General features: G+C 28.9%; 11 protein-coding genes. 3 read left to right on the top strand and 8 right to left on the bottom strand.

Going from position 1 to position 12,993, the window contains the following annotated elements; genetic code table 11:
• Positions 1-246 precede the first annotated feature (246 nt).
• Positions 247-1,095: a hypothetical protein gene (locus tag EJJ37_RS04370; RefSeq protein WP_133014376.1), complete on the top strand. Its 849-nt coding sequence runs from the start codon at positions 247-249 to the stop codon at positions 1,093-1,095.
• 56 nt (positions 1,096-1,151) lie between these two features.
• Here EJJ37_RS04370 and EJJ37_RS04365 read toward each other — a convergent pair whose 3' ends face one another.
• The 7 genes from EJJ37_RS04365 to EJJ37_RS04335 form a co-directional block, all read right to left on the bottom strand.
• Positions 1,152-3,152 carry an ABC transporter transmembrane domain-containing protein gene (locus EJJ37_RS04365; RefSeq protein WP_133014397.1) on the bottom strand — a complete coding sequence of 667 codons (2,001 nt, stop codon included), beginning with the start codon at positions 3,150-3,152 and terminating at the stop codon, positions 1,152-1,154.
• Between the two features lie 13 nt (positions 3,153-3,165).
• Positions 3,166-4,899 (bottom strand): ABC transporter ATP-binding protein, encoded by a 1,734-nt coding sequence (locus tag EJJ37_RS04360; RefSeq protein ID WP_133014375.1) that lies wholly within the window; start codon positions 4,897-4,899, stop codon positions 3,166-3,168.
• A gap of 181 nt (positions 4,900-5,080) precedes the next feature.
• Positions 5,081-5,524, bottom strand: a complete 444-nt coding sequence (locus EJJ37_RS04355; RefSeq protein ID WP_133014374.1) for a MarR family winged helix-turn-helix transcriptional regulator — start codon at positions 5,522-5,524, stop codon at positions 5,081-5,083.
• Between the two features lie 334 nt (positions 5,525-5,858).
• Positions 5,859-6,458, bottom strand: coding sequence for an AAA family ATPase (locus EJJ37_RS04350; protein WP_133014373.1), 600 nt, complete (start codon positions 6,456-6,458; stop codon positions 5,859-5,861).
• A gap of 179 nt (positions 6,459-6,637) precedes the next feature.
• Entirely contained in the window at positions 6,638-7,759 is a 1,122-nt protein-coding gene (locus tag EJJ37_RS04345; RefSeq protein ID WP_133014372.1) for a glycerate kinase family protein, read from the bottom strand.
• Between the two features lie 112 nt (positions 7,760-7,871).
• On the bottom strand, positions 7,872-8,540 hold the full coding sequence (locus EJJ37_RS04340; RefSeq protein ID WP_133014371.1) for a transposase: 669 nt from the start codon (positions 8,538-8,540) through the stop codon (positions 7,872-7,874).
• Between the two features lie 115 nt (positions 8,541-8,655).
• The gene (locus tag EJJ37_RS04335) at positions 8,656-9,591 is read right to left on the bottom strand and encodes a type I phosphomannose isomerase catalytic subunit (RefSeq protein WP_133014370.1); all 936 of its coding nucleotides are present in this window, start codon (positions 9,589-9,591) and stop codon (positions 8,656-8,658) included.
• A 436-nt stretch (positions 9,592-10,027) separates the two neighbouring features.
• Here EJJ37_RS04335 and EJJ37_RS04330 point away from each other — a divergent pair, with 436 nt between their 5' ends.
• Both EJJ37_RS04330 and EJJ37_RS20055 read left to right on the top strand, forming a co-directional pair.
• On the top strand, positions 10,028-10,216 hold the full coding sequence (locus EJJ37_RS04330; RefSeq protein WP_226891481.1) for a hypothetical protein: 189 nt from the start codon (positions 10,028-10,030) through the stop codon (positions 10,214-10,216).
• A gap of 100 nt (positions 10,217-10,316) precedes the next feature.
• The gene (locus EJJ37_RS20055; RefSeq protein ID WP_166484656.1) at positions 10,317-10,481 is read left to right on the top strand and encodes a hypothetical protein; all 165 of its coding nucleotides are present in this window, start codon (positions 10,317-10,319) and stop codon (positions 10,479-10,481) included.
• Between the two features lie 85 nt (positions 10,482-10,566).
• Here the strand turns inward: EJJ37_RS20055 and EJJ37_RS04325 are convergent, their stop codons facing one another.
• Positions 10,567-12,900 (bottom strand): putative bifunctional diguanylate cyclase/phosphodiesterase, encoded by a 2,334-nt coding sequence (locus EJJ37_RS04325; RefSeq protein WP_133014368.1) that lies wholly within the window; start codon positions 12,898-12,900, stop codon positions 10,567-10,569.
• Positions 12,901-12,993: the final 93 nt, after the last annotated feature.

Genomic DNA, 12,993 nt, shown 5'->3' with positions numbered 1-12,993 from the left:
CCTGGAGACGGCCTATATATTGGATTAATACTTTCATCATTTGGATTCTCAAGTTTTATTTATCTATACCTCCATAAAACTTCATTTATATATATAATTCCACTAATTTTTACTTTATTTTTATAACAACTCTTAGTTATTAGCAAAAATATGTAATGATTTTTTACTTTTTAGAGGATTTCTTTTCAATTTATAGAATATTATTAATGTAAAATAATTATTTATAATATGAGGAGAAATCAAATTATGAATTTTAAATCGAAAAAATTTCAAAATATCTATATTATTCTTTTGTTAGTTGCTATTATTTCAATTTTTACAATTAATGTTATTCAGGCAAATTCAGCTACTAATAACTCTCTCGTTCTTAAGGAAAAATCCCCCATATTAGATGAAGAAATCGAAGGATATATTCCAGATGAAGAAGTTATAGTTGAGGATGTACCAAAAATCGAAACTATTAATAATTCTGATTATGAAGATAATGATTCACAATATAATAATTATGAAGAATCTGAAGATATAAATAGTTCAAATTCAAATAAATTAAATAATACTATTAACCATAATTCTAATAACAATTCTAATAGTAATACAAGTAATTCTCGCCCTGGTTCTAGTTCTGGAAATGGTTCTAACTCTGGTAGCGTCTCTAACTCTGGTAATGGCTCTAACTCTAGTAGTAGTTCTAGCTCTGGTAGTGGTTCTAGTTCTGGTAGTGGTTCTAGTTCTGGTAGTGGTTCTAGCTCTGGTAGTGATTCTAATTCTGGTAATGGTTCTAGCTCTGGTAGTGGCTCTAGCTCTGGTAGTGGTTCTGGATCTGATAGTGGTTCTGGATCTGATAGTGGCTCTGGATCTGATAGTGGCTCTGGATCTGATAGTGGTTCTGGATCTGATAGTGGTTCTGGATCTGATAGTGGCTCTGGATCTGATAGTGGTTCTGGATCTGATAGTGGCTCTGGATCTGATACTGGTTCTGGATCTGATAGTGGTTCTGGATCTGATAGTGGCTCTGGATCTGATACTGGTTCTGGATCTGATAGTGGCTCTGAGTCTGGAAATAGTTCAGACTCTAGTTATAGCAATGATTACTAGAATTAAAAAATTCCCTAGAGGAAAGGTTATTATTCCTTTTTCCCTAGGGAATTATTTTATGCTGTTACTTCTTCTGAATCTAATTCTGCTTTTCCAGTGTATAATTGATAGTATCTTCCCTTTTCTTCTAATAAAGAATCATGATTTCCTCTTTCAATTATTTCACCTTGTTCAAGAACCATTATTGCATGAGAGTTCTTAATAGTAGAAAGTCTGTGAGCAATTACAAAAACAGTTCTTCCTTCCATAAGCTTATCCATACCTTCTGCAATAAGTTTTTCAGTTCTTGTATCTATTGAACTTGTTGCTTCATCCATTATTAAAACTGGTGGATTAGCAATTGCAGCTCTCGCAATAGCAAGTAACTGTCTTTGTCCTTGAGATAATCCTTCACCATCACCAGTGATAACTGTATCATATCCATGTGGTAAATGCTTAATAAATGCATGGGCATTTGCAAGCTTAGCTGCTGCTTTAACTTCTTCATCAGTTGCATTTAAGTTACCGTATCTGATATTATCAGCTATTGTACCAGTAAATAAGTGAGTATCTTGAAGAACTATTCCTAATGATCTTCTTAAATCATCCTTCTTAATATCCTTAACATCTATTCCATCATAAGTAATTATACCTGAATTGATTTCATAGAATCTATTTATTAAGTTTGTAATTGTAGTTTTACCAGCTCCTGTTGATCCAACAAAAGCAATCTTTTGTCCTGGCTTAGCAAATAAGCTAATATCCTTTAATACAGTCTTCTCTTCATTGTATCCAAAGACAACATTCTTGAATCTAACATCTCCAGTAAGCTCTACTAATATTGGTTCATCATTTAATGATGCTGCAGACTCTAATTGAGAATCAGTAGTTGCTGCCATTTCTGACATTAACTCAAAATTGTCTGTACTTTTCATTTTTCTTACTACTGATGCAGGTACCTTCCAAGCCCAGTGACCTGTATACTTTTCAGTTTCAACTAATTTACCATTTTCTTTAACTTCAACTCTTGTTAAAGTAACCTTACCTTCATCAACTTCAACTTCTTCTTCTAAAGCTGTAAATATTCTTTCAGCACCTGCTAATGCTGCTAAAATAACATTTACTTGTTGAGAAACTTGAGAAATTGGGTTAGCTACTTGCTTAGTATATTGTAAATAAGATACTAATGAACCAAGGTCAAATGCTCCTGCAATTGTAATTAATCCACCAACACAACATGTTACTGCATAATTCATATGAGAAAGGTTACCAAGCATTGGCATCATATATCCACCAAATGTTTGTGCTCCTGTTGAAGCCTTTCTTAACTCTTCATTATGCTTTCTGAAATCTTCAATTGCCTCGTCTTCATGACAGAATACCTTAATAACCTTTTGTCCTTCTATCATTTCTTCAACATAACCATTTAGTTTACCAATTTGCTTTTGTTGCATTCCAAAGTAGTACTTACTCTTAGCACCAACTTTAGTTACAACAAATATCATTATAGCTAGGAATGTTACTGTTATTATAATTAGCGTTGGACTTAAAATAGCCATCATTACTATTGTTCCTAAGAATGTAAGCCCTGAAGCTAAAATATTTGTAAAACTGTTATTTAAAGCTTCACTGATATTATCTATATCATTAGTGTATAAACTCATTAAGTCACCATGAGTATTTCTATCAAAGTACTTAATAGGAAGCTCTTGCATTTTATTAAATAAATCTGTTCTTATATTGCTAATAGTATTTTGTGCTACATGAACCATTAATCTTGCATATCCATATGCAGCAATTGCACCTAATCCAAAGATTGTTCCTAATAATACTAACATCTTAGCAAGTCCTGCAAAATCACCTGGTAATATATAATTATTTACCAATGGTTTTAAGAAATATGAACCTGCTATCATTGCAAATGAATTTATAATTATTAGTACCATTACTATAAGTAATTGTAATTTATACTTACCTAAATAACTCATTAATGTTTTTAATGTCTTTTTCATATTTTTAGGCTTTGGAGGTCCTGGCTTTTTACCACCTTTACCTGGCGCTGCTTGTCCTTGAGACATATTGTTCTTATCCTTATTCACGTAAACCCACCCCTTCCTGTTGAGATTTGTATACATCTTTATAAATTTCACTACTTTCCATTAACTCATCATGAGTTCCAATTGCACTAATCTTACCATCATCCATAACGATAATCTTGTCTGCAGTAGCTACAGAGTTAACTCTTTGTGCAATTATTATCTTAGTAGTATCTTTTAAATCTTCTGCAAATGCTTTTCTAATCTTAGCATCAGTTGCTGTATCAACGGCACTTGTACTATCATCTAAGATTAATACTTTAGGTTGCTTTAATATAGCTCTTGCTATACAAAGTCTTTGTTTTTGTCCACCAGATACGTTAACTCCACCTTGTTCTAAGTGCATATCGTATCTTCCTGGAAGTCTATCAATAAATTCATCAACACATGCTGATGTAGCTGCTGCTTCAATTTCTGCATCAGTAGCATTTTCATTACCCCACATAAGGTTTTCCTTAATAGTTCCTGAGAATAATGTATTCTTTTGAAGTACCATAGCAACTTCATTTCTTAAAGTTTCTATGTGATAATCCTTAACATTAACTCCACCAACAAAAACTTCACCTTCAGTGGCATCATAAAGTCTTGGTATAAGTTGAACTAAGCTTGATTTACCTGAACCTGTGCTACCAATTATACCAATAGTTTCACCAGCTTTTATCTTGATATTGATTCCTTCTAAGTTATTTTCATCACTATCATCTTCATACTTAAAGTTAACATTTCTAAATTCAATTTCTCCATTTTTAACTTCTGTTACTGGATTAACTGGATCCTTAATATCTGGTTCTTCTTCTAAAACTTCAATTATACGTTGCGCTGATGCAACTGCTCTTGACATCATCATAAGAACCATTGAAAGCATCATAAGAGACATTAGAATTTGGAAAGAATAAGTCATGAAACTTGTAAGCTTACCAACTGTTAATGTACCTGCATGAACCATGTTTCCACCAAACCAAAGAATACCTATAACACTAGAAAATACAACAATTTGCATAACTGGCATATTTAAAACAACTATACCAAATGCGCCTTCTGAAGCTTTTAATAAATCATCATTACTTGCTTTGAATTTTTCCTTTTCCTTATTGCGTCTAACAAAAGATTTAACAACTCTTATACCAATTAAGTTTTCTTGTACTGTAGTATTTAAGTTATCAATCTTCTTTTGCATTGCTTCAAATCTTGGCTTAACATTCTTTATTATAAGACCAATTGCAATAATAAGAACTGGCATAGATACTAAGAATATCATTGCTAATTGAGAACTAATTGTAACTGAAAGAATACAAGCAACTATAAGCATCATAGGTGCTCTAACTAAAAGCTTGATTCCCATTGTTAATGAGTTTTGTATCATTGTAATATCTGTAGTTAATCTTGTAATTAATGATGCAGTACTAAACTTTTCAATATTCTTGAAAGAATAAGTTTGTATTTTTTCATATTCAGCTTGTCTAAGTTCTGCACCAAACCCTTGACCTGCTATAGCTGAAAACTTTGATAGTCCAATACCAAAGCTTAATGATATAGCTGCCATAACAACCATTAATAATCCCATTTTTATTGTGTAAGCTGTATCTCCTGCTGAAATACCAACGTCAACTATTTGTGCCATTACTAATGGTATTAATAATTCAAAAGTAGCTTCTAATGCTGCACATAAAACACCTAGAATCAGTGGCGTTTTATATTTTTTCATATATGGAGCTAATTTTTTTATCATATATTTCACCTCTCCTTTTCATTCAATATACTTGCTTGTACATTGATTTTTTACTTTTATATAAACACTTTTTGATGATGCAAATCTATACTTTGCGCATCAATTTTTATGCTCCTTAACAAATTTAATTAATTTTTAACAATACATAGGCAACTATGTATTTAAACTAAAAATAAGAGGATTACTCCTCCATATTCATTAGCGCTCTATATAATAAATCTTTTAACATTTTTACTTCTTCATCGCTCATGTCTTTAACTAGTTGCTTTTCTATATTATTTGCTCCAAATTTAAAGCTTTTACATATAACATCTTTTCCTTTTTCAGTTACATGAAGACACTTATATCTAGCATCATTATTGCTTGGACATCTAGCTATCATTTCTTTTTCTTCTAATCTTTTCACTATGCCTGTTACAGTTGGATTGGTCAACTTTAAACACTTTTCTATATCCTTTTGGAATACATCTCTTTCATGTTCATTTCTATCTATGAAACATAAAATTTCATGTTGGACACCAGTTAGATTAAATTCTGCAAGATTCTTATTAATTTTAGTATTAACTCTCCCATTTATGAATTTTAATAATAGTCCTACATGTTCTTTTGGATCAAAGTTTCTCATTTTTTATCCCCCTTATTACATAGCACACTATGTATTCTAACATTGTATTTTTTATAAGTCAATGTAGTAATCATGTAATTTTTGGTATATTATATCATTTTTTACTGATGTAATTGATTTCTTCTAATATTATCTTCATTATATTATAAATTCCCGGAATTAAATATCATACATGAAATTAGGTATAACATATTAAATTAGGTGTTATATTTAGAATTAGATGTAATATCCACAATTAGAAAATATACTAGATAAAAAATTTAAAGATGAAGTTATAAAATAATAGACAATTGTATTTAGATATTCTAAATACAATTGTCTATTGTTTATATAATTATTTTTCTACAACCTCTTTTGCCTTAACAGGTTGTACAATTTCTTTATTTATTCCAACTATTTTCATAATTTGCTCAGATCTTTCCTTAGTTGATCCAGTGATTACTGAATACTTAACATTTTCAGCATCTAAGAATCCTAAGATAGCTTTGTCCACCATTTGAGCAACTTCTTCATCTTGCCATCTAACTCCATCTTTTTTATAACCAAATTCTCTTGGTACAAAGAAAATATGATCATATTGTGGTAGATCTCTGATTGCTAAGCTATATAAATCATTTAATATTTCGATTTCTTTCTTAGTTCTCGTCTTATCTCCAAGCATTAATCTTCCATATATGTATGGTACAAAAGTAGCATAGTCAGTTATAGCATAATCATGTCCATCTAAGCTCTTTTCTAAATGTAATTGACCTAAATATATTCCATATTGTTCTGAAATAGATTCAATCATACCTTTATCTCTTAAATAATCTGTGCTATATTCTGTAGCAACTCCTACATTTATATCTCTAATTTTTAGATCTACGTATAATTGTTGAATTAATGTTGTTTTACCACATCTTGGTCCACCTAGTATAGCAATTCTTACTGGCATTGGTAACTCCTCCAAATATTTATATAAAATTTGATTTTTTTGTTCGTATCCTCAGGAAATATAATTATACCAATATCTTAAATATTTTTCAACGACAATTTTTACTATATTTCGATATACCTCCGGGGAACACCCAATAAATGGGTGTTCCCCGGAGGCACATACATTTTATGGAATCATTAAAGTATTCTTACTATATTCTCAACTGCTCTTTCTATATTAATTGTACCTTGCTTTAGTGCCTCCTCTATGGTTACCACTCCCGGTAGTATTCCAATTACTGAAGTTACTCCTAAATCATAAAGTTCATCTATTCCTTCTCCTACATTGCCAGCAAAAACTATTACTGGTATATCATATTTTTTAGCTATCATTGATACTCCAATAGGTGTTTTACCGAATTTACTTTGAAAATCTATACTACCTTCTCCAGTAAAAACATAATGTGCATCTTTAATCTTTTCTTCTAATTTTGAATATTCAACAACTATATCAATTCCTCTTTTAAGCTTTCCATTGCATAATCCAACAAGTGCTGCTCCTAATCCTCCCGCTGCTCCTGCACCTTCAATATTATCAATCTCTTTCCCTATTTTTTCTTTAATAATATTTGAAAAATGCTTTAAATTTTCATCCAGTATCTTAACAGTTTCAGTATTTGCCCCCTTTTGAGGCCCAAATACATAGCTTGCTCCATTAATCCCTGTTAAAGGATTTTTTACATCACAAGCCACTTCTATGTCAACATTTAAGATTCTCTTATCAAAAGAGGACATATCTATATCTACAATCTTACTTAACTCTCCACCACCAAAACCTATATCTTCTCCATCTTTATCTATAAATTTTACTCCTAAAGCTTGAAGCATACCAACTCCAGAATCATTGGTTGCACTTCCACCTAATCCTATTAATATCTTCTTAACTCCTTTATTTATTGCAGAAATAATTAGTTCACCAGTTCCATAACTTGTAGTAATCAATGGATTTCTCTTCTCTCTTGGAACTAACTGAAGTCCACTAGCTTCTGCCATTTCTATAATGGCAGTTTCTCCATCTCCAAGTATTCCATAAGTCGCAATAACCTTATTTCCTAATGGTGCAGTAACTTCTTCCTTATATAATACTCCTTCTGTTGCATCAACTAAAGATTGAACAGTACCTTCTCCTCCATCTGCCATAGGTACATGTATACATTCTGCATCTTTATATATTTTTCTTATTCCATTTTCCATGGCAATACAAACTTCTTTTGCAGTCATACTTTCCTTAAAAGAATCCGGTGCTAAAACAAACTTCATAGTATATCCCCTCCACAATAACAAAATCTATTTTCCACTTTTTGTAACGTCCCCGGAGGTCCTTACATAAAATGTAAGGACCTCCGGGGACGTTACATATTTTTACATCCACTTATAGTTGTTCTTCTGAAGAAACTTTACTCTCTACATATTTCTTATATTTAATTTTACTCTCTTTCATCATATTCTTTACTTTGTATTCTAAATCCTTTTTATTATTCTCTTCAATTATTGAATATATATTAAGTAAATCTAATATTTCATTTTCATCTATACACATATCTAACATTAACTTTCTACTATTTAAATCTAAATTTTTAAACTTATCTTTATCTAATACAATTTTATTATAGCTAGACCACATATATTTCTCTGGACTATCAACCATTTTAGCTCTGACTGGATTTAAATGTATATATCTACTAACCTCAAGTAACTCTATAACATTATTTATTAAATTACTAAAATATCTTCCTTGAAACAAATGACCTATATATTGATATTTACTATTGAAATATCTTGCATACATACTATTAACTCTTCTCATAAAGAAACTTGGATCCTTCCTGCCGGTCTTCAAAAGTAAATGAACATGGTTACTCATAAGACAGTAACTAATTAATTTATAATTATCATTCTCATAAAACTTTAAAGTTTCTTTTAAAATACCTAAATAAACAATATAATCAATATTTTCTCTAAATATTATTTCCTGACGATTTCCTCTATTAGTTATATGATAAATAGATCCAGATACCCATGGTCTCTTTGGTGATGCCATTAAAGAATCTCCTCCTTATAAAGTTTTAACTTAATTATTGACACACCGCATAAAAATAATACGCCTCCGGGGAACATCCATTTATTGGATGTTCCCCGGAGGCGTATACAAAAATTTACATTGGGTAGCTTTTGATTACTGCTAAGTTCCCCTTAACAATATAATCTCCTAAAGTAGCCGGAATTAAGTAACTATCCCCCATTTTAACTTCTTCTGAGAAACCATCTCCTTCAATAGTTCCGCAACCATCAACACAAGTTAAAATAAAGAATTTCTCTTCATTACTACAATCAGACCATTCAGTTTCAACATTAATTTTTTGCATCCCAAAATACTCATTTTCACAAAAATCTACTTTAGAAAATCCATCAAATTTAACAATCTCTTTATTGGATAAATTTGCTGCTTTTAAATTAAAATCAATTACATCTAAAGATTTTTCAACATGAATTTCTCTTGGTCTTCCGTAATCATAAACTCTATAAGTAACATCCGAATTTTGTTGTATTTCAGCTATTATTAATCCTTCACAAATAGCATGAACTAGACCGCTATTAATTAAGAAGCAGTCTCCCTTCTTAACATCTACAACATTTAAATAATCCTCAGACCTTCCTTCTTCAATTGCTTTAGCAAACACTTCTTTATCACAGTTCTTTGTTCCAACAATTAATTTTGCTCCTGGTTTTGCATCTACAACATACCAAGCTTCTGTTTTTCCAAATTGATTCTCAACTCTTTGAGCATATTCGTCTCCTGGATGAACTTGAACAGATAACTTTTCTCTTGAATTTATTAACTTAACTAATAATGGGAACTTTTCTGTACTTACTTTTGAACCAACTAAAGCATGTCCAAATTCTCCTATTATTTCATCAAATCTTTTACCTTTTAACTCACCATTTACAACTACTCCAGTTCCATTTGGATGACATGCAACATCCCAAGACTCACCAATATCTCCAGATGGTAAGTTATTTCTAAAAGCTTCTAAATCTCTTCCACCCCAAATTTTCTCATAATAAACGTTTTCAAATCTAATTGGATACATATTAACTTCTCCTTCTCTCCTTTTATACTCAGCTTTTATACTTAGTCTTTATAGCAACCTTATATACTTAGCTTTTCTGCTTAGCTTTTATACTTAATTTACTTAAAGTTACTTAAACTTCTCCTAAAATCTCTATTTATAATTTTCAAAAATAATTTCCATATATACCATTATATTAATTTTATATTATTAAAATTTTTAAAACAATGTGACTAATTTCAGATTTATTGACTTTTTTTCATGTTTTTTTATTTATAAATTAATAATTTATTTGAATCACGTATATTTCTTGTACAACCTTCAAACACTATATATGCTTAGGAATAAACTATTATGAAACTAATTGGCTTACATTTAATTATTCCTAAAGTTAAATCACTAATTAGTATTGTGTATAGTATATTTACAACATTTTATGTTGCAAGGAGGGAGCATCTTGAAGGATAAATCTAATGTTTATTTGCCACACGTAAGAAGTTATTACGAACCAAGTAAAGAGTTTTTAGTAAGTAAATCTCCAGAAGGAGTTAGCACACCTTTAGCAAATACTGTTGAAGATCCTATTGTAGCTAATAATATTGCTTGTAATGAATTTAGTTACATAGATGATGGTGAGGATATTTAGATTAATACAACAACCTAAATAACTTTAATATTAAATTTATTATTTGATTTACTTTTAAATTCAATAAAATTAAATCATATATTAAAGGAGAAATAATATTATGGCTAAATCTAATGATAAACAACACAGAACTAGAGGTGTTATGCCATCTAGTAATACTGAGCTTCCAAATCCTCTTAATAGCTTTAACAGTCCTCTTGGTAGTTTAAACAATAAAAATAAAGAAACTATCCAAAAGGAAAGTAAAAAAAATACTTTATTTTAACAAAGTTTATTGTTTTAGTTAGTATCTCAAAATGAAGAAATAAAAATGCTATGATAAGTTTTAAATCCTATCATAGCATTTTTGTTTATTTATTATTTTTCTCTCTATTTCCTTTTCTATTAGATAGAATTTTATTTATCTCACTTATAGGTAAAGGTTTAGAAAAATAATACCCTTGGAAATACTCACATCCTACAGATTTTAAATTATTAAACTGCTCTTCTGTTTCAACACCTTCAATCACTGTTTCCATATTAAGTAAATGAGCTATACTTTTTATATTATCTACAATTTTATAATCAATATATAAACCATTATCAATAAATATTCTATCAATCTTTAAAATATCAAGTTTAAACTTCTTTAAATAACTAAAGGATGCATAACCTGTTCCAAAATCATCTAATGCAATTTTTACACCTTTTTTATTTAGTAAAAGTAAATTATCACGAATGATTATATTTTCATCAAGAACTGCAGTTTCTGTTATTTCTAAACATAAATTTCTCCAAGTAATATTATATTTATTTAGAATCTCCTCAGCTTTATTTACAAAATCTACTTCCATAAGTTGAATTGGAGAAACATTAATACTAACTTTCAACATATCATCTGACTTAAATAACTCATTAAAGTTCTTACATACATCTTCAATAACCCAATAACCTATTTTGACTATTTCTCCAGTTTCCTCTGCATATTCAATAAATTTATCCGGAGAAATATATCCGAACTTTCTATTATTCCATCTAATCAATGCCTCAAGCTTTTTTATAGACTTATTTTTATCTACTATTGGCTGATAGTATAAAACAAACTCATTGTTATCTACTGCATATTTTAACTCCTCTTTCATGTTTTCAATTTCAAGTATCTCATTATAAATTACATCATTAAAAAACAATAACTTTGCTCTCTTATTGTTTTTCTTACTTGAATACATCATGAAGTCACTTTTATTTATTAAATCATTAAAATCATTTCCATCTTTAGGGTATACAGAAACTCCTGCTGCAAAATCCATAAATATCTTCTTGTTATTATTAAATATTATAGGCTCTTTAAACTCTTTTAATATCACATTATTATAAAATGCTTCTAGTTCATTATTATCGATATAATTACTATATATAATTATAAACTCATCACCAGAATATCTACTTACTATCCCCTTATCTTTTAAACATTTTTTAAGTCTACTACTAAACTCAACTAATACCTGATCTCCTGAACTATGCCCAAAAACATCATTAATATATTTAAATTTATTTAAATCCACAAATATTAATGCAAATTTTCTATTATCCTTTATTAAGTCATTACATTTCTTAAATAATAATTTTCTATTAGGTAATTGCGTTAATTCATCATAATAAATAAGAGACTTAATTTTTTTATTAATAGAGCTCCCTAAAGAACTTGAAACAACTTCTAATTGTTCAAATTCATCTAGTTTTTCAAAATTCAAATCCTTGTTCTCTAGATTTTTCAATAATATTTTAAGCTTATCTAAACTCTTTAATATAGGCTTAAACACCCCTCTAATTAATAAAATTAAAATCAATAAATAAACTGTTCCTAAAATAGTAAATATTATAATTCTAAATTTATTAATACTTCTCATAGCTCTATTATAAATAATGGAGTCTTTATCAAATTCCAAATATATATCTATATTATCATCAAAAACATCCTTTAATTTTACTACATAATTATTTTTCTTATCTTTAATACTATCAACAATTCCTTCACTAGAATAATACTTATTATTATCTAATTTTATATATGTATTTAAATCTCCCATATAAAATTTGGAGTTTATATCTTCAATTAAATCATCTAATAAAATATCTAAAATAACTATCCCTAAAGGCTCATCACTTTCTTCAGAGTAAATAAGATTAATTACTGCTATTTCATATTTTCCAGTTCTAGGATCATTATAAACATCTGATATTATTTGAGGATTTTCTTTACTAAGTCCTAGATTTTCAAATTTGTAATTAGAAAATACATCAAAATTTTCAATTAACTCTCCACAATAAAACAAATAATTTCCTGGAATATTAGCAATAGTAACACAATTTACAAATATTAAATTCTTTAAATAGTCTTGAATATATTTAATACCACTAATTATATTATTTATATCTACTTGTGTTAAATCATCACTGTTTTTATTATTTTTTAAAGAACTTATTATACTTTTATCTTCAGCTAACTTTTTAGTAATATCTTTTAATATATATACTTCTTGATTTAATATCTTTTTAGCCTCCTTATAATGAGTATTATAAGTAAACTCAACACTCTTATCTAAACCATACTCCATCAGTATTCCATTGGTTAATACTAAAAGTGCCATAAATGCAATACATATACAAGCTATTTTTAAATTTATCTTCTTAGTAAAAATCAATTTCTCACCTCAGCAGTTTTTTATTATTCTCTCAACATATTATCATACTAAAGTTGTTAAATCTACTTATTACACCCCTGGTAGTTATTGTAA

The sequence above is a fragment of the Clostridium cuniculi genome (genome assembly GCF_004353185.1).
Classification (GTDB): domain Bacteria; phylum Bacillota; class Clostridia; order Clostridiales; family Clostridiaceae; genus Clostridium; species Clostridium cuniculi.
This window is presented reverse-complemented; position numbering and strand designations above follow the sequence as displayed.